Here is a 17,151-nt window from a genome sequence, read left to right on the forward strand (position 1 = left end):
GACCTGCTTCGCGCGCGGGAGGGCGTCGGCCGATGCCACGCACGCCCGGCTCGACGGGGTCGCGCTCAGGGGTTCGGACGCCTCGGACCTGCCCGGGCCCGACCGGACCCGCCCGGCCGGTCGGCCGAGCGGGGTCTGGACACACGGCCGGGCGGGGCCCGGTCACCCGGGCGGGCGGGGCCAGGTCACACGGGCGGCCAGGGTATCGGCGGCCACTGACCGGAGGGTTCCGGATGCCGTCCGGTCCGGCGCAGCTCGCGGATCCGGGACCGTACGGCCTCGGTCTCGGCGGCCGTGAGCAGTTCCGCCAGCCGGGTGGCGAGGGCCCCCGCCCCGGCCAGGCGTTCCTCCAGCCTCGCCAGCACCTGGAGGGTCTCCTCGGTCAACGGCTCGCCCGCCCAGCCCCACAGCAGGGTGCGCAGCTTGTCGTCCACGTTGAAGGTCACACCGTGGTCGATGGCGTACAGCCGTCCTTCGGGCGCGGGCAGCAGGTGGCCGCCCTTGCGGTCGCCGTTGTTGATCACCGCGTCGAGCACGGCGAGGCGTCGCAGCCGCTCGTCGTCGGCGTGCACGAGCAGGGCCGTGCGGCCCTCCCCCACCTCGGCGAGGCCGATCGCCTTCCAGCCCTCGCCGGGCTCCTCGTCCTCGACCAGGGCCAGCAGCGGGTCCGTCGCGTCGTCGGTGCCCGGCTCGATCCACAGCTGGCACATGCCCTCGCCGTACGGGCCCTGCCTGAGCACGGTCGGCGGTACGAGGGACCAGCCGGTGGCCTCGGAGACCTCGTATGCCGCCACCTCCCGCCGGGCGAGCGTACCGTCGGGGAAATCCCACAGCGGCCGCTCACCGGCGACGGGCTTGTAGACGCAGTGGGCCTGCCTGCCCCGGTAGGTGACGGAGCAGTACAGCGCCGCGTTCGACGCCTCCTCGATCCGGCCGAGGACCGTCAGCTCGCCCTCGGCGAGCAGATCGAGGACGGTCACGCCCCCGGCCCCGGCGTCGGCCCCGCCTGCCGCCTCGGCCGCCACGACAGTCCCGGAGACCTCGGCGACCTCGGCGGTCCCGGCCGTCTCGGCCGTCTCGGCGATGTCGCTCGTACCGGCCGCGCCGCCGGGCGGCGCGGCGTCCCGCGACGACGCTCCGTCCACCTGGGACGGTACCCGCGTGTTCTCCGACGAGGTCATGCTCCCCGCCGGTATCCGTTCTGGCGCGGGCACACATGCCCTTCCGGGTCGAGCGGCAGACTGCACAGCGGGCACGGCGGGCGGCCCGCGTTGACCACGTCCAGCGCGCGCTTGGCGAACGCCCTGGCCTGCGCGCCGGTGAGCCGTACGCGGAGCATCGGCGGGCCGTTCTCCTCGTCCTGGAGCAACCGTTCCTCGGCCTCGGCCAAGTCCTCGTCGGTCTCGGCGTCCAGCTCGACCAGTGCCTGCGCCTCGACGATCATGCGCTGTTCGTCACCGTCCCACGCCAGCGCCATCGTGCCGACCCGGAACTCCTCCTCGACCGGGGAGTCCAGCGGCGCGGAGTCGGCGATCTCGGCGGGCGCCACGGCCGGTACGGGCGCGTTGCCGCCGGTCCGGCGCACGACCTCGTCCAGCAGTTCGTCGATCCGCTCGGCGAGCGCGGCCACCTGCGTCTTCTCCAGGGCGACGCTGGTCACGCGCCCCGCGGCGGAAGCCTGGAGGAAGAACGTACGGCGGCCAGGCAGCCCGACCGTACCGGCGACGAATCGGTCCGGTGGGTCGTAGAGGAACACCTGACGGGACACGTCCTGCTCCCTTGGAAGTCGTGGAAGTCGTGGAAACCGGTACGGAACGGCGCCGCCGGCGGGCCCGGCACTTCCCGGCCCGTACGGACGGCGCGTCCACCCTACTGCGCTGAGCGATCACGGTGCTCCCGCGCCGCCTCCTACGACACCGTCACCACTTCCCTGGCCGTTGCCGCTGTTCCCCCGGGGTGCGAGACCGCCGAGGTCGCCCGTTTCGCCGAGCCGCAGCAGAAAGGGCCGCAAGCGGGTGTAGCGGACGGCCGTCACGGAGCAGGGGTCCACGTGGATCCGCTGGAAGAGGTCGAGGTGCATGCCGAGGGCGTCCGCCACGAGCGCCTTGATGATGTCCCCGTGGGAGCACATCAGGAAGACGGCCTCCTCGCCGTGCTCCTCCTCGATCCGCGCGTTCCAGTCCCGCACCGCCTCCACGGCGCGTGCCTGCATCGCGCGCATCGACTCGCCGCCGGGGAAGGCCGCGGCGGACGGGTGCTGCTGCACGACCGTCATCAGCGGCTCGTCGGCGAGCTCGGCCAGCTTGCGGCCCGACCACTCGCCGTAGTGGCACTCGCCGATCCGTTCGTCGCTGTGGGACGGGAGGCCGGGGCGGGCGTCCAGCAGTGGCCGGACGGTCTCCTGACAGCGCTGGAGCGGGCTGGTGACGACGGCGGCGAGCGGCACGTCGGCGAGGCGCCCGGGCAGGGCGGCGGCCTGGGCGGCGCCGCGCTCGTCCAGGGCGACGCCCGGGGTCCAGCCGGCGAGCAGCCCGGCGGTGTTGGCGGTGGAGCGTCCATGACGTACGAGGAGCAAGGTGGCCATGCCCGCCAGCGTAAGAGGTCGCGCGGACAGGCGGGGCGGCGTCGCCCCCACCTGTGCACTCTGACCGCGCGACCTCCAAGCCGTGGATTGGCCGCCCCGGAAGCGGGCAGAATGCCCGCCGTGATCGTGGATTGCGCCATTTACCGCGACGGACACCGCACGGACGGTCCCGCCGATTTCTCCGACGCCCTGGACCAGGCGCGCGCGGTGGGGGACGCGTTCTTGTGGATCGGGCTCCATGAGCCGACCGAGCACGAGTTCTCCCTGGTGAGCAGCGAGTTCGGGCTGCATCCGCTGGCGGTGGAGGACGCCCTCACCGCGCACCAGCGGCCGAAGCTGGAGGTGTACGACGACTCGCTGTTCGTGGTGCTGAAGCCGGTGGAGTACGCGCCGGAGAGCGACGAGGTCACCACCGGCGAGCTGATGGTCTTCATCGGCGACTCCTTCGTGGTGACCGTGCGGCACGGCGAGGGCGCCCCGCTCGCCGCCGTACGGAGGCGGCTCGAGGCGGAGCCCGAGGTGCTGGCCCACGGCCCCACCGCCGTGCTGTACGCGGTCGGCGACGCGATCGTGGACCACTACATAGACGTCGCCGCCGAGCTCCAGGTCGACCTGGAGGAGCTGGAGGCGGAGGTCTTCGCGCCGGACGGGCCGGCACGGTCGTCCCCTTCGGGGACCCCGACCGCCGCGCGGATCTACGACTTCAAGCGGCAGGTGCTGGAGTTCCGCCGGGCGAGCGGGCCGCTGGCCGCGCCGATGACCCGGCTGGCCGGGGCGGGTGTGCCCTTCGTGCAGGAGCGCTCCCGGCCGTTCTTCCGGGACGTCAACGACCATCTGACGCACGCGAACGAGCAGGTGGAGTCGTTGGACCGGCTGCTCTCCGACATCCTCTCGGCCCACCTCGCGCAGATGGGGGTGCGGCAGAACGACGACATGCGCAAGATCTCGGCGTGGGCGGCCATGGCCGCCGTCCCCACGATGGTGGCGGGGATCTACGGGATGAATTTCCGGCACATGCCCGAGCTGGCCTACGTCTGGGCGTATCCGGCGGTGCTGGTCCTCATGGCGCTCGTCGTCTTCAGCCTGCACCGGATGTTCAAGCACCGCGGCTGGCTCTGAGGCGTCCGGGAACAGGGCGCCCAGGAGGCTCCGAGCGCGGTTCGTACGGCCCTGAGCGGCGTCCTCGGCTCACGACGCGGGGCTCACGACGCGGGGGCCGGGGTGGCCGGGCCGCCGAGCGCGTCGCGCCGTTCGGGCATCGTGAGGTTCACCATCCGGCGCCAGCCGATGAGCCGCTCGTAGGCGTACAGGGCGTTGATGCCCAGCGCCAGCACCATGGCCTTGGGCGTGGACCAGCCGAGGAGGCGCCCCATCCGGCTCATCACCGCGAGGCTCACCTGCCGGTAGACGCGGATCTCGACCCGGACGCACTGGCGCAGGACGCGATGGATCAGCCGGCCGTGGCCCGCCCGGGCCAGCCGCAGCAGTTCCTCGTGGCAGTAGGCGAGGTGGTTCTCCTCGTCGTTGCTGATCATCTTGATGGCCTTGCCGACCTCGGGGTGGTCGCCGAAGTACGTGACCAGCATCACCATCTGGTCGGCCGCCCGCTGCTCGGTGATCCGGCTGTGCGACAGGTAGACGACGATGTCCCGCTCGGTCAGCGGCTCGTCGCGGCGCAGCTTGCTGTGGGCGAGGCCGATGCCGCGGCGCTCCAACAGCATCGTGTAGTCGGTGTCGGCCGGGACGGGCACGGGCGTGAGACCGCGCTTCCTCAGGAGGGCGTTGAAGATCCGGCCGTGCTTGTCCTCGTCGGCGCCGTGCCGGGCGATCTTCGGGGCGAGGTCCCGCATGCTTTCGGGGACGAGGGCGGCGATCCGGCCGTTCTCCCAGCCGCCCTGGGCCTCGCCGCTGGCCGCGACGGAACAGAAGAGCCGGAAGGTCCGGTCGTCGTCCAGGATCTCCTGGAACAGGCTTCGGGCCGAGAACATCACTGTCACCTCCATACGCGGACATCCGCAGAAACCGAGTCAAATCGGATGCGGGATGTCGGGCAACAGGTGCGCCGCCGCACTGCGCCGAACGAAGGATCGCGGCGGGGCGCGGCGTGCGGCGCGTGAGCGGGCGCGGATGGGCATGTCGCGGTACCCGTTCGTGACGGGCCGGCACCGGGGCCTCCGCCACGGCCGCGGTGCCGGCACCGGACGCCTCGCCCTCCTGGGCGGCCGGGCCCGGAGTCCGGAGCCGCTGTCCGGCCCGGACGCACGCCCGTGGAACCGGGCGGGACGCCGCGTCCGCGTCGGGGGCCGGACGCCGCCCCGGACGCGGGCCTCGGACGGCGTTCCGGAGGTCCGGGCCTCGTTCCGCCAGGTCTGTCCCGGCCGCACCGTCGACGACCCGTCGGAGACAGGCCGGCCGGCCCACCGGCCCGGGGGCGCGGCAGGGGCCCGGGACCGCGGGCCGGGGCCCGGGGCACCGGTCAGGGACGGCGGCCGGTCATCACGCCAGTCCCGCGCGTTCCAGCGCCTCGCTGCCCGCGCGCAGCGCCGCGATCCGCTCGTCCAGCGTGAATCCGGACGGCGACAGGGTCAGCGTGGTCACCCCCGCGGCGGCGTACGCCGCCATCCGGTCGGCGATGCGCTCCACGGTGCCGAGCAGCGTGGTCGAGTCGATCAGCTGGTGCGGGACCGCCGCCGCGGCGCCGTCCTTGTCGCCGGAGAGGTAGGCGTCCTGGATCTCGGCGGCCTCCTTCTCGTACCCCATCCGCCGGGCGAGCTGGTTGTAGAAGTTCTGCTCGCGACTGCCCATACCGCCCACGTACAGCGCGGTGTACGGCCGGAAGGTGTCGGCCAGGGCGTGCACGTCGTCGCCGACCGCCAGCGGCACGGTGGGGCAGACGTCGAAGCCGTCCATGGTGAGCCCGGCCTTCTCCCGGCCCGCCCGCAGGTGGCTGATCGCCGTCTCCTCCAGGTGGTCGGCGGAGGGGAAGATCAGCAGGGCGCCGTCGGCGATCTCGCCGGTCTGCTCCAGGTTCCTGGGACCGATGGCGGCGATGTAGAGCGGGATGTGCTCGCGCTGCGGGTGGACGGTGAGCTTGATCGGCTTCCCGGGTCCTCCCGGCAGCGGCAGCGTCCAGTGCTCGCCCTCGTACGACAGGCGCTCCCGGGACATGGCCTTGCGGACGATCTCGACGTACTCCCGGGTGCGGGCCAGCGGCTTGTCGAACTTGACGCCGTACCAGCCCTCCGAGACCTGCGGGCCCGAGACCCCGAGGCCGAGCCGGAACCGGCCGCCGGAGAGGGAGTCGAGCGTGGCCGCGGTCATCGCGGTCATGGCGGGCTGCCGCGCCGGGATCTGGAGGATGGCGGACCCGACGTCGATGCGCTCGGTCTGCGCGGCGACCCAGCTGAGCACGGTCGGGACGTCGGAACCGTACGCCTCGGCCGCCCAGCAGACGTCGTAGCCGAGCCGGTCGGCCTCGCGCGCGACCTCGAGGTTGTCGCCGTCCATCCCCGCGCCCCAGTACCCGAGATTGATGCCGAGCCGCATAACCACTCCCTTACTGATCAGTAACGTCCGTGTGCCGGGACTCTAGCGCGCCGCACCGCCATCCGTCAGGGGCACGTTGTCCACAGCCTCTCCGCCCGCGCCGTCCCGGCCAGTAACCTCAGGCGGCATGGAGCAGAGGCATCTCGGCCGTACCGGCCTGCGTGTGTCCCGGATCGGGCTCGGCACCCTGACCTGGGGCCGGGACACCGACGAACACGATGCCGCGGACCAGTTGAAGACGTTCTGGGAAGCGGGCGGCACTCTGATCGACACGGCCGACGTGTACGGCGGCGGGGAGGCCGAATACCTGCTCGGGCAGCTCGTGGAGCGGCTGATCCCGCGCCGGGACCTGGTCATCGCCACGAAGGCCGGCAGCGTGCCGGATCCCTACCGGCGCTTCGACGGTTCCCGGGGCCATCTGCTCGCCGCGCTCGACGCCTCGCTGGAACGGCTCCGCACGGACCACGTGGACCTGTGGCAGATACACGCCTTCGACACCGGCACCCCGCTGGAGGAGACGCTCCACGCGCTGGACATCGCGGTCTCCAGCGGCCGGGTCCGGTACGCGGGGGTGTCGAACTACAGCGGCTGGCAGCTCGCCAAGGCCGCCACCTGGCAGCTGGCGGCGCCGGGCGTGCGGACCCGGCTGGCCAGCACCCAGATGGAGTACTCGCTGGTGCAGCGCGGGGTGGAGCGGGAGGTGCTGCCGGCCGCGCTCGACCTGGGCGTCGGGCTGCTGCCGTCGTCACCGCTGGGCCGGGGCGTGCTGACGGGCAAGTACCGCCACGGCACGCCGTCCGACTCACGGGGCGCCTCCGACCACATGGCGCCCTTCGTGGAGCCGTATCTGGACGATCCGACGCGCCGGATCGTGGACGCGGTCGCGACGGCGGCGGACGGGCTCGCCACGACACCGCTGGAGGTGGCGCTGGCGTGGGTCAGGGACCGCCCCGGGGTGGTGGCGCCGATCGTCGGCGCGCGCAACGCGCAGCAGCTCACCGCGGCACTGTCAGTGGAGAGCCTTAGTCTTCCTGACGAGATCTGCCGGGCGCTGGACGATGTGTCCGCGCCCGTGCACCGCTACCCCGACCAGGACTGGAGCACGCTGTGAGCACGGACCGCGAGGCCGCCAGGGAGGAGGCCGGGCCGGCCGCCGACACGGGCCGGGTCGCCGCGGACCCGGCGCCGGAGCCCGGGACGGCGGCGGCCCCGGAGACCGCCGGGGCCGCCGCCGCCACTTCCAGGGCCCCTTCCGAGGCCGCTCCGGAGGAGGGGCCGTCCGAGGCCGGCGACGGCTCCGGTGACGCGGACGGCAGCGGGGACACCGACAGTGCCGAGGAGGCCGCGGGCGCCGGGGAGCTGTCCGAGACCGAGGCCGAGCTGGCCGCGCAGCGGGCGGTGCGGGAGCGGATCGAGCAGCGGAAGGCGGAGAAGGCGGGGCCCATCGACGCCGGGGGAAAGCTGAGCGGCCGGGCCGCCGATCTGCTCGCGGCCGTACGGGCCGTGGAGAGCGGCGAGCGGGTCGAGCCGGGTCTGCTGGGCCCGTCACCGGCCGCGCGGCCGCCGGCCGCCGCCCCGGGCGGTGACGGGCGGCCGACGGAGGGACGGGCCCGCTCGCGCCCCCAGCGGCCGCCGGGTCCGGCCGGTCCCGCGGCCCCCCGGCGCCCGGAGCCCCGCCGGCTCCCGCGGGGGCGACCGGCGCCTCGCCGCACGTACCGCCGGAGGCGGTCGCCGCCGTCCGGGAGGTGCTGGCGCGGGGCGGTGCGCCGGACGCGCTGGCGGGGCGGGTCACGGCCGTGCTCGGGGAGCGGGCGGCCGACGCGCTGCGTGCGGACCCCTGGCGGCTGCTGGCCGTGGCGGGGATCCGGCCCGAGCAGGCCGACGGCTTCGCGCGGGCGCTGCTCGGCGCGGAGTGCGGGCCCGGAGACGCACGGCGGGCCGTCGCCCTGGTGGGATGGCTGCTGGAGCGGGCCGCGCTCCAGGGGCACACGGCGCTGGAGGCGTCGGCGGTACGGAAAGCGCTGGCAGGACACGCGGTTCCGGACCCGGACGAGGCGGTGCGGCACGCCGTCGCCGAGGGCGCGGTGCTGGTGTTCCGGGAGGGCGACGAGGACGGTCTCGAAGGCGGCGAAGAAGGCGGAGAGTTCGAGGAGGCCGCGGCCGGGGACGCCGAGAGCACGTCCGAGACGGTCGCCCCAGGAGCAGGAGCAGCCGACGGCGCCGGCGCCCCGGAGGTCCCGGTCCTGCTGGGTCTCGACCGGTACGCGCTGGCGGAGGAGAGCCTCGCCGACGGCCTCGCCCGGCTGGTCAGGACCGGTTCCGAGGCTCCCTGGCCGGAAGCGGTGGAGGCGGCGCCCCCGGTGGCCGCCGACCTGGCGCGTGCGGCCACCGGTCACGGGCTCGTGCTCCACACGGGCGGTGAGGCGGCGCGCGCGGAGCCGGTCGCGCTGGCGGAATCCGTCCGCACGCACGGGCTGCGCGCCATCGTCGCGGTCCACAGCGAGAACGGCCGGGACCGGCTGCGGACGGCCGGCGGGCCGGAGCCCGCCGAGGTGGTCACCGTGGCCGGGCTGCTCGCCGGGGCGGAGGGCCCGGGCCGGGACGCGGACGGGACGTTCGCGCTGGACCTCCTCGTCGTCCTGGACGCCCCGCAGCTGGACGTGGAGACGGCGGCCATGCTCGTGGAGTCGCTGCCCGACGGGGCCCGGCTGGTGCTCAGCGGCGACCCCGGTGTGCTGTGGTCGGCGGGCGCGGGCCGGGTCTTCGCCGATCTGCTGGCCGCCCGGGTGTGCCCGCGCGTCGCGTCCCGCACCCCCGATCCCGGTCCGATCGGCGAGCTGGTCTCCGGAATCGGGGCCGGCGAGCTGAACGAGGTGGCGGCGCCGGGCAAGGAGGTCGTGATCGTGCCCGTACGGGATGCGGGCGAGGCGGTGCACCGGACGGTGCAGTTGGTCGCCGACTCCGTCCCGCGCGCGTTCGGTACGGAGCCGGGGCGGACGCGGGTGATCACCGTCGGGCACGGCGGATCGGCGGGCACGCGCGCGCTGAACGCGGCGCTCAAGGAACGGCTCAACCCGGGGCCCGGCCGGTTCGGCGGTTTCGATCCGGGCGACCGGGTCGCGTACGTACCGGAACCGGGCCGGACGCTCGAGGGCTCGGTGGTCTCGGCGGACGCCGAGGGGCTGCGGCTCGACTGCGGGGGCGCGGCGGTCGTCGTGCCGAGGGGTCGTGTCGAGTCGGCCGTACGCCACGGGTGGGCGCTCACCGCGCACCAGGCGGCGGGGATGCGGTGGCCCGCGGCGGTCGTGGTCCTGCCGGGCGACGCGGCGAAGGGGCTGAGCCGGCCCTGGGTCTACACGGCGTTCGGCCGGGGTGAGCGCCATCTGTCCGTGGTGCACGGCGTCGACCGGGCTCTGCCGCGCGCGGTGGCCGAGATCCCGGCTCAGGAGCGCACGACGCGGCTGCTGCCGCTGGTGCGGGCCCTGCTGGCGCCGCCGGACCACACGGCGGAGCGGCAGGGCTGACGGCTCCCCCGGGGCCGGCCCGAGCCCGGCCCGGGGCCGCTCCGCCGTTCCCCCGCGCCCTCCCCGTCGCCCTCACCCGGCCCGGCGGCGGGGAGAACGGCCGCAGGGGTGCCGATGGACACACGGGGCGGGACACGCGGGAGCGAACGCGTGGGGAGGGGCACGGAACGGGACGGTTGAGGACGGCGCGTGAGGACGGGCCCCGCCTCCCGCGGTCGGCCGGGACCGATGACGGGGGGCGGGAGGGCCGGCCAGGAGTACGGCGCCGGGGCGCGCCGGGGTCAGGCGTCCTGCTCCTCCAAGTCGTCCAGGTCCTGGTCGAGGTCGTCCTCGTCGAAGACCGCGCTGACGTCGAAGCGGCAGACCACCTGCTGGGGGTCGGCCTGGTCGAAGGGGGCGCTGAGCCACTCCCCCGGTTCGGGAAGGTCGTCGGCCGCCGCCACCCACAGGGTGGAATCACCCTCTTCGAGGCCGAACTCCTTGTGCCGGGAGGCGATCTCGTCCGGTTCGTACTCGCCGAAGAGCACGCCGAGGGCGGCGTGCACACTGCTGCCCACGACCGCGCCCGAATCGTCGTCGTCCCCGTCCGCGTCGGCGATGCGCTGCGCCTGCGCGAGCAGCCGCTGCGGCTCCACCACCGCGTAGTCGCGCCGGATCAGCACGCTGAGGGCGTTCGGCTCCTCCGGGCCGTTGTAGGGCGGCAGGGAATCGTCGGGGTCCGGGATCTCGAAGGGGGTGACTTCGTCGTACCTGTTGTAGAGCCGCTCGTCGTAGACCTCGGCCGCGACGGCGAGGGCATTGAACGCTTCGGAGACGGCCGGGTCGTCCTCACCCGTGCGGTGTTCGACCGCCGCGAGATGGCGGTCCAGGGCTACCTTGACCGCCTCGGCGGCAGCACGTACCTCGGCAGCGGTGGGCTGCGCAGCATCAGACATAGTGCAGACGCTATCCGTACCGGGGCTCTGCCCGCACAATAGATGCGATGCCGGAATACGAATTTGTCGACGTGTACGTGCCGCGCGGGGTCTCCCGCAAGGAAGCGGCCCGTCTCCTGACCGACCACGCCGAGTACGGGCACTGGGAACTGGACCGCCTGAGCCTGCGCCGGGACGGCAGCCGTCGGGTACGGCTGCGGCGGCGCATCATCCGTCAGGTGCGCGCCACCTGGTGAGGGCGGCGGAGCGGGCCCCACTGCTGCGGGGCCCGCCCTCGGCCGTCCGGGTGCCCGGCTACGCTCCGGCGCGGGCGCGGCGGTAGAGGACGCTGCCCGCGAGCAGCATGCCGGCGCCCAGGGGGAGCGCCAGCGCGAGTGATCCCGCGCCCGTCCGGGCGAGTTCCCCGGTGCCCTCGGCCTGCCGGCCGGGGGCACGCTCGGACGAGACGCCGCGCGCACCCGGGGTGTGCGTGCCGGGGGCCGGCGGGGGTGTCACCGCGCGCTCGGGCGGGGTGTGGGGGGTGCCGGGCGCACCGGGGTGACCGGGGTTGCCCGGATGCCCCGGGGTGCCGGGCTGACCGGGATTGCCCGGCGTACCGGGATGACCGGGTTCCCCCGGAGTGCCGGGGTTACCGGGCTGACCCGGCGTACCCGGGTTACCGGGATTGCCGGGCTGCTGCGGCTTCCCCGGCGGCGTCGCCGGAGAGCCGTTCCCGCACTCGTTGCCGAAGGCCGGGTTGCCGAGGCCGCCGACACTGACGCTGTTGCCGCAGACGTTCACGGGAGCGTCGATCGGCACCTGGACCGTGTTGCCGGAGCCGACGCCCGGCGAGTGATGGGCGCCGCCGCCCGCGTGAGCGCCGCCGCGGCCCGCCCCCTGCCCGGTCTGCCCGGTCTTCTTCCCGTGCGACGCGTTGCCGCAGCGGTTGCCGAAGGCCGGGTTCAGCACCCCGACCACGTTGACGGTGTTGCCGCACGCGTTGACCGGCACGTGCACCGGAACCTGGACGCTGTTGCCGGACAGCACGCCCGGTGAATGCGTCGCGAGACTCCCTCCCGTCGCGTCCGCGTGCGCGGGAGCCCCGCCCAGCGCGAGTACGCCGCCCGCCGCCGCCACGGTGATCAAGCCCTTGCGGGTGACCTGCCTCATTGTTCGATCCCTGCCTTCCGACCGCCGGACTGCCCCTGGCGTCGGTGCCGGGGGCAGGGTGCCCGACGGCCCCGGAGTGCATGGCGCGCACTCCGGGGCCGCACAGGCTCGGCCCGCTCGCGGGCCGGGGTGACGACGTCACACGGTGACGCCGTACGACGTCACTTGTTGAGGCAGACGTTGCCGAACGCGGGGTTCAGCAGACCGACCACGGAGATCGTGTTGCCGCAGACGTTCACCGGCACGTGGACCGGAACCTGGACGACGTTGCCCGAGACCACGCCGGGGGAGTTCACAGCCGCACCCTGGGCCCCCGCGTCGGCGGCGGCCATACCCGCGCCCGCGAGCACCAGACCACCGGTGACAGCAGCGGTGGCGACGACCTTCTTGAGCATTTTTCCTCCTTGTAGTCACGTGCGGTCCCAGCCGCGGACCGCACCACGTGTAACGAGGAGGGAGTAATGGAGCTACGAGCCTATGGTCGGATTCACCCTTCTCAGTCGGATGCGCACGCCCTGTCGATTCCGGCCCCCCGTAAGGCCGTTGGGCCGTTTCCCGGAGGGCGTGCCGCGTCGCCGCGTCAGCTGTGGTCGATGAGCCGGTCCAGCACGCGAACGCCGAACTTCAGTCCGTCCACCGGCACCCGCTCGTCGACGCCGTGGAACATCCCCGCGAAGTCCAGCTCGGGGGGCAGCTTGAGCGGGGCGAACCCGAAGCCCCGGATGCCGAGGTCGTCGAAGGACTTGGCGTCCGTACCGCCGGAGAGCATGTACGGCACGGCCCGCGCGATCGGGTCCTCGGCCGCCAGCGCCGTCTGCATGGCGTCCACCAGCTTGCCGTCGAAGCTCGTCTCCAGCGCCTTGTCGCCGTGCACGTCCTCGCGCCTGACGCGCGGGCCGAGGATGCGGTCGAGGTCGGCCAGGAACTCCTCCTCGTACCCGGGCAGGAAACGGCCGTCGACATGCGCGGTCGCCTGGCCGGGGATCACGTTCACCTTGTAGCCGGCGCCGAGCATGGTGGGGGCGGCGGAGTTGCGCAGCGTGGCGCCGATCATCTTGGCGATGCCGCCGAGCTTGACGAGCGTGGCGTCCATGTCCTCGGGGTCGAGCGGGGTGCCGAGCGCGTCGGACAGCTCGTCCAGGAACGACCGTACGGTCTTGGTCACCCGCACCGGCCACTGGTGCCGGCCGAGCCGCCCGACGGCCTCGCACAGCTCCGTGATGGCGTTGTCGGTATTGGTCATCGAGCCGTGCCCGGCGGTGCCGTCGACGGTCAGGCGCATCCAGTGCATGCCCTTCTGTGCCGTCTCGACGAGGTACAGCCGCAGGTTCTCGTTGACGGTGAAGGAGAAGCCGCCCACCTCGCTGATCGCCTCCGTGACGCCTTCGAAGAGCTCGGGGTGGTGGTCGACCAGGTACCGCGCGCCGTACGTACCACCCGCCTCCTCGTCCGCCAGGAACGCCAGGACGATGTCGCGCGGGGGCTTGCGGCCGGTGCGCATCCGGTCCCGTACGACGGCGAGGGTCATCGCGTCCATGTCCTTCATGTCCACGGCGCCGCGACCCCATACACAGCCGTCCGCGATCTCCCCGGAGAACGGGTCGTGCCGCCAGTCCTCGGCGTTGGCCGGGACGACGTCGGTGTGGCCGTGGATGAGCAGGGCGGGCTTGGAGGGGTCCTCGCCCTCGATCCGCGCGACCGTCGAGGCCCGGCCCTTGTGGGATTCGAAGATCTTGGGCTCGAGGCCGACCTCGGCGAGCTTCTCCGCGACATACTCGGCCGCGAGGCGTTCGCCGGGGCCTGAGTGGTCGCCGTAGTTGCTGGTGTCGATCCGGATCAGGTCCCGGCAGAGGTCCACGACCTCGTCCTGGCCGGACAGGGCCCGGCCCTCGTTCGGTTCGCTCACGCTGCTCACTCCCAGGTCGTTGCTGCTGTTTCCGGTGTTTCCGCGCTGGTGGGTCCCCCATATCCTCGCGCGTTCCGCCCCCGCCGCCCAAGGGCGGGATCCGCACCTCGGACGCCTGTCATACGGCTGTCACACAGGACCGGCCGTGATCGGGCACCCCTGAATGTTTGCTATGGTTTTCCACGTCGGAACGGCCCAGGGCCCTACGGCGGACACCTTGTCCGGGTGGCGGAATGGCAGACGCGCTAGCTTGAGGTGCTAGTGCCCTTTATCGGGCGTGGGGGTTCAAGTCCCCCCTCGGACACCAGCAGAGACCCCACTTGACGTGGGGTTTTTCTGTTTCTTCGGCTGTGGCGTGACCAACCACGTGACCAACAGCCGAGTTGGAGGGGCTGGACACAGCGGCCCGCAAGGGCAACCACGGTGGACGCCCCTCCGTCGTGGACGACGACAAGCTAGTGCCAGGCACGCCAAGGGAGAGAGTGCCACGGCCATCGCCAAGGCTCTGGGGATCTCTCGGGCACCTTGTACCGGCACATCGGTGAGAGCGCCTGAGACAGGCGCACAGGGGCACGGTCAGGCGCTCACCTCGGAGTGCACAGGGACGGGCGGGCGAACTCCGGTGAGCGCCTCTGCGCGGGCCACGAGGCGGGGCGCAAGGTCGGGATACCAGCCACGAGCTACGGCTTGCAGCATCTCGGCCAGGGCCGCGAGCTCCCCGATTCGGCCGGCCGGGGTGTCGAGGATCGATGCGAACTCCTTGCGGATGCGGGCGGCAACGTCGGGCACGAGCAAGCTGTTCGCGTGGAGGAGCCCCGCGTCATAGCCGAAGGGCACGCGGCCCCACCGCTCCCAGTCCAGCAGGCACAGGGGCGCTGCCGTGAGGTTGCCCCAGTGCAGGTCACCGTGACCGGTTACCCGCTCCACCTTGGCAGGGGCAGGGATGCCGAGGAACTGAGGGAAGGCTCCTTCGATCCACCCGTCCCGCACGGTTGCCTTCACTCCCTCCGCTTCAGCGAGGAGGGCAAGGGCTTGGCGAAGGTCCGCCCACCACTCGTCAGGCAACCCCGGGTCGTGGTCGATGTCGGCCCGGTCGGGGGACACGATGGGTTGCGTGAGGTAGTCCAGGACTTCCGACTCGAAGGCCCACTCGCCGTCAGTCCAGTCATGCACCGCGTGCAGGCGGGGGCGGGGCACGCCGTCAGACACCAGCTCCGAGGCGCCGACGATGCCTTCCCCCGCCTTCCTGCCCGCGTTCCTCTTCGCCGTCCGGCTGACCCGTAGCCACCGGTCCCCTGCTCGGCGTCCGAGAGTGACACCGAGGAAGCCCCACGCCAGCGGCCCCGTGCAGGTGAGGCCCAGTGCCTTGGCCACCCGGTCGTGGGCGGCCTCCATCAGGGCCTGCACCTCCTCATTCACCGGCGAGTTCATCCGTCACCCTCCTGAGTTCCTTGGCCGTCAGCGGCGCAGCCAGAGCCTTGGCCGCATCGTCCCAGTGCTCGCGGGTGCTCGCGGAGGTGAGGACGACATCGAGGCTGGGGCACGAGCCAACGGCCAGCAGGGCAGCGGCTGCGGCCGACAGGCCGGGGCGGATGAGGTTCACCAGTTCGGGTGTCATGGCGTCGAGGAGTTCGCCCCCGTGCAGGGGAGCGGAGCCGAAGGTGATCAGCCCCGCGTCCTTCGCCTGTACCAGTGGTCCGGCGCCGTTCAGAGCCTGTGTGATGGGGGCATCCATGATCAGGCTGACGGGCATCTGCAAGCCCGTGAAGTGATGCTCGGCGGAACCGGCCCCCTGCCGGGCGAGCGTGAGCAACTCGGGCACGCTGAGCGCTCCGGAGGTCAGGCCCGACCAGGTGGCAACGCCGTACCCGCCGATCCTGCCCGCATGGGCGAACTCTTCCAGCGCCGTGAAGGCTTCCCGTACACTCCCGTGCAGAGCGGCACGGTCAAGGCGGTGCCCGTGATGCTCAGGGTTGTGCACGAACACAAGGTCCACGCGCCCGAGCGCGGCCAAGGACCGCTCCGTCTGCCAGCGGACGAAGCCCCGTTCAAGGCTGTGCCTACCGGCCGCCTCTTCCCGGGTGAGCGCGCCCTCAGCCAGGGCGGTACGCCCTTGTTCCGCCGTGAAGAACCCCGCCTTCGTGGCTACCCGCACGGTCGGGTACTCCCCGAGAACCGGGCGGAGTTCCTCATGCGCCAGACCACGGGCGTAGTTCGGGGCCGTGTCCACCCAGGGGCTACCGGCGGCCAGGGCGGTGCGTGCCGCCTGACTGACGGCACGCACGTGGTAGGTACCCAGGCAGAGCGCGGCGGTCACAGCGCTGTCCCCACTACTGCGACGGCGTGGCCGTCGATGAGGACGGAGACCAGTTCGGCCACCTCCTTGACCTCCAGTCCGGCGGAGTCGGCGAGTTCGCCCAGTGTGGTCGGCTGGTTGGTCAGCAGTGTGCCCAGCGCGGGCGCTGCGGCCTCGGCGAAGTCCCACGCGGTACCGGCCGCCGACAAGGTGACCGTGCCCTGTTCGCGGTTCGCCGTCAGACGCCCCCTCGGAGTGGTGAGCTTGACCGTGATCTCCCCTCGTGCGGGGAGTCCGTTTACGTAGGGCAGGGACGAAATCGCGTGGCCCAGGTCCGTCGTGTCGATCGACTCTGCCCACCGCTCCACGAGACGGGGGTCCGCCATCATGTCGGCCACCTCACGGCGCACGGCGTCGATGAAGTCCGACTGTTCCGCCAACGAGCCGAAGCGCGGGATGTCCCTGCGCAGCGCGAGGGATGCCCGGAGCTGATCGACGACCCACAGAATCAGGTCAGCGCCCGTGTGCGGGACCATCCCGAACGTGAGGTGAAGGGATTCTGTCCCTTGGTCAGCGGTGACCGAGTGCCACCAGCCGCGCGGCAGGTAGAGCACGTCACCCGGGGACAGAACGAGGTCCGCCACCGGGTCGCCCTCCGGCTCCTCCGGCGACTCCACGTCCCGGAAGGTGGGCGCCTCACGGGTCATCCCCCACAGGCGCCACCGCTTCGAGCCGTGCAGTCGGACCACCACCACATCGTGGTCATCCCAGTGCCGGCCGAAGCCCTCCCGCTCGGTCCACGAGGCGTACACGTTGGCCTGCACAGGAGTCCCGAGGAAGCGTTCCAGCCCCTCAGCAGCCGCCCCCACAGCGGGGTGGATCTTCTCCACCGCGTCCAGGACCAGCGACGCCCCGTCCCTGAGCTGGGCGTGGAAGTCGGACGGTTGGATACGGGACCAGGTGACCGCTCGGCGGTTCGTGGTCGGGATCGCGTAGCGGTGGAGCGGGACCATCTCGCCGTCGACCGACAGGCGCAGCCGGGGCGGCTCCAGCCGCTGAGTGGCAATGATCCGGTTCAGGTCGTCCCAGGAGAACATCCCCGCCGTGTCGGCGGCTCCGGGGAAGTGCGCGTAAGAGCGGTGGTACGTCCGGGCGAGGAACGTGTCCCCGCCCAGACGCCCCGCCCACGAGGCTGCATCAAGCACCGTGGG

General features: G+C 72.9%; 15 protein-coding genes, 1 tRNA gene and 1 pseudogene. 5 read left to right on the forward strand and 12 right to left on the reverse strand.

All coding sequences use genetic code 11. The features are described 5' to 3' along the window. Positions 1-185: 185 nt before the first annotated feature. From ACU6P3_RS05710 to ACU6P3_RS05720, 3 genes are all read right to left on the reverse strand, one after another. Positions 186-1,181: an Rv2133c family protein gene (locus ACU6P3_RS05710; protein ID WP_447196178.1), complete on the reverse strand. Its 996-nt coding sequence runs from the start codon at positions 1,179-1,181 to the stop codon at positions 186-188. Then, a complete protein-coding gene (locus tag ACU6P3_RS05715; RefSeq protein ID WP_078854923.1) occupies positions 1,178-1,768 on the reverse strand; it encodes an Rv2134c family protein in 591 nt (196 codons plus the stop codon). The genes ACU6P3_RS05710 and ACU6P3_RS05715 overlap by 4 nt, the downstream gene beginning before the upstream one ends. A gap of 117 nt (positions 1,769-1,885) precedes the next feature. Beyond that, positions 1,886-2,584 carry a histidine phosphatase family protein gene (locus ACU6P3_RS05720; protein ID WP_352085077.1) on the reverse strand — a complete coding sequence of 233 codons (699 nt, stop codon included), beginning with the start codon at positions 2,582-2,584 and terminating at the stop codon, positions 1,886-1,888. Positions 2,585-2,695: 111 nt separating this feature from the next. Between ACU6P3_RS05720 and ACU6P3_RS05725 the strand changes: the two genes are divergently transcribed. Continuing rightward, positions 2,696-3,703 (forward strand): magnesium and cobalt transport protein CorA, encoded by a 1,008-nt coding sequence (locus ACU6P3_RS05725; protein WP_447196179.1) that lies wholly within the window; start codon positions 2,696-2,698, stop codon positions 3,701-3,703. Between the two features lie 83 nt (positions 3,704-3,786). On the opposite strand, the gene ACU6P3_RS05730 is transcribed toward ACU6P3_RS05725, so the two are convergent. Next, the gene (locus ACU6P3_RS05730; protein ID WP_447196180.1) at positions 3,787-4,572 is read right to left on the reverse strand and encodes a ferritin-like domain-containing protein; all 786 of its coding nucleotides are present in this window, start codon (positions 4,570-4,572) and stop codon (positions 3,787-3,789) included. Between the two features lie 508 nt (positions 4,573-5,080). Further along, on the reverse strand, positions 5,081-6,130 hold the full coding sequence (locus tag ACU6P3_RS05735; protein ID WP_447196181.1) for an LLM class F420-dependent oxidoreductase: 1,050 nt from the start codon (positions 6,128-6,130) through the stop codon (positions 5,081-5,083). Positions 6,131-6,257: 127 nt separating this feature from the next. On the opposite strand from ACU6P3_RS05735, the gene ACU6P3_RS05740 reads away from it, so the two are divergent. Both ACU6P3_RS05740 and ACU6P3_RS05745 read left to right on the forward strand, forming a co-directional pair. Further along, on the forward strand, positions 6,258-7,241 hold the full coding sequence (locus tag ACU6P3_RS05740) for an aldo/keto reductase (RefSeq protein ID WP_447196182.1): 984 nt from the start codon (positions 6,258-6,260) through the stop codon (positions 7,239-7,241). Next, positions 7,226-9,654, forward strand: a pseudogene (locus ACU6P3_RS05745) (helix-hairpin-helix domain-containing protein). Before ACU6P3_RS05740 ends, ACU6P3_RS05745 begins: the two are co-directional and overlap by 16 nt. 281 nt (positions 9,655-9,935) lie before the next feature. Here the strand turns inward: ACU6P3_RS05745 and ACU6P3_RS05750 are convergent. Continuing rightward, positions 9,936-10,589: a hypothetical protein gene (locus ACU6P3_RS05750; RefSeq protein ID WP_030754595.1), complete on the reverse strand. Its 654-nt coding sequence runs from the start codon at positions 10,587-10,589 to the stop codon at positions 9,936-9,938. Positions 10,590-10,636: 47 nt separating this feature from the next. On the opposite strand from ACU6P3_RS05750, the gene ACU6P3_RS05755 reads away from it, so the two are divergent. Beyond that, positions 10,637-10,825, forward strand: coding sequence for a DUF5703 family protein (locus tag ACU6P3_RS05755; RefSeq protein WP_030754597.1), 189 nt, complete (start codon positions 10,637-10,639; stop codon positions 10,823-10,825). Between the two features lie 58 nt (positions 10,826-10,883). Here ACU6P3_RS05755 and ACU6P3_RS05760 read toward each other — a convergent pair whose 3' ends face one another. From ACU6P3_RS05760 to ACU6P3_RS05770, 3 genes are all read right to left on the reverse strand, one after another. Beyond that, entirely contained in the window at positions 10,884-11,738 is an 855-nt protein-coding gene (locus tag ACU6P3_RS05760; RefSeq protein ID WP_447196183.1) for a chaplin family protein, read from the reverse strand. A gap of 161 nt (positions 11,739-11,899) precedes the next feature. Beyond that, positions 11,900-12,133, reverse strand: coding sequence for a chaplin ChpH (chpH, locus tag ACU6P3_RS05765; protein WP_030754601.1), 234 nt, complete (start codon positions 12,131-12,133; stop codon positions 11,900-11,902). A gap of 185 nt (positions 12,134-12,318) precedes the next feature. Next, on the reverse strand, positions 12,319-13,644 hold the full coding sequence (locus ACU6P3_RS05770; RefSeq protein WP_030754603.1) for a M20/M25/M40 family metallo-hydrolase: 1,326 nt from the start codon (positions 13,642-13,644) through the stop codon (positions 12,319-12,321). A 219-nt stretch (positions 13,645-13,863) separates the two neighbouring features. Between ACU6P3_RS05770 and ACU6P3_RS05775 the strand changes: the two genes are divergently transcribed. Beyond that, positions 13,864-13,951, forward strand: a tRNA-Leu gene (locus ACU6P3_RS05775). A 269-nt stretch (positions 13,952-14,220) separates the two neighbouring features. Here the strand turns inward: ACU6P3_RS05775 and ACU6P3_RS05780 are convergent. The 3 genes from ACU6P3_RS05780 to ACU6P3_RS05790 are packed head-to-tail and all read right to left on the reverse strand — an operon-like array spanning position 14,221 to position 17,145. Then, complete coding sequence (locus ACU6P3_RS05780; RefSeq protein WP_447196184.1) at positions 14,221-15,075, reverse strand: hypothetical protein; 855 nt, start codon at positions 15,073-15,075, stop codon at positions 14,221-14,223. Further along, on the reverse strand, positions 15,056-15,961 hold the full coding sequence (locus ACU6P3_RS05785; RefSeq protein WP_447196185.1) for an aldo/keto reductase: 906 nt from the start codon (positions 15,959-15,961) through the stop codon (positions 15,056-15,058). The genes ACU6P3_RS05780 and ACU6P3_RS05785 overlap by 20 nt, the downstream gene beginning before the upstream one ends. Further along, entirely contained in the window at positions 15,958-17,145 is a 1,188-nt protein-coding gene (locus tag ACU6P3_RS05790; RefSeq protein WP_447196186.1) for a cupin domain-containing protein, read from the reverse strand. Before ACU6P3_RS05790 ends, ACU6P3_RS05785 begins: the two co-directional genes overlap by 4 nt. Positions 17,146-17,151 lie beyond the last annotated feature (6 nt).

Source organism: Streptomyces hebeiensis (assembly GCF_052983195.1).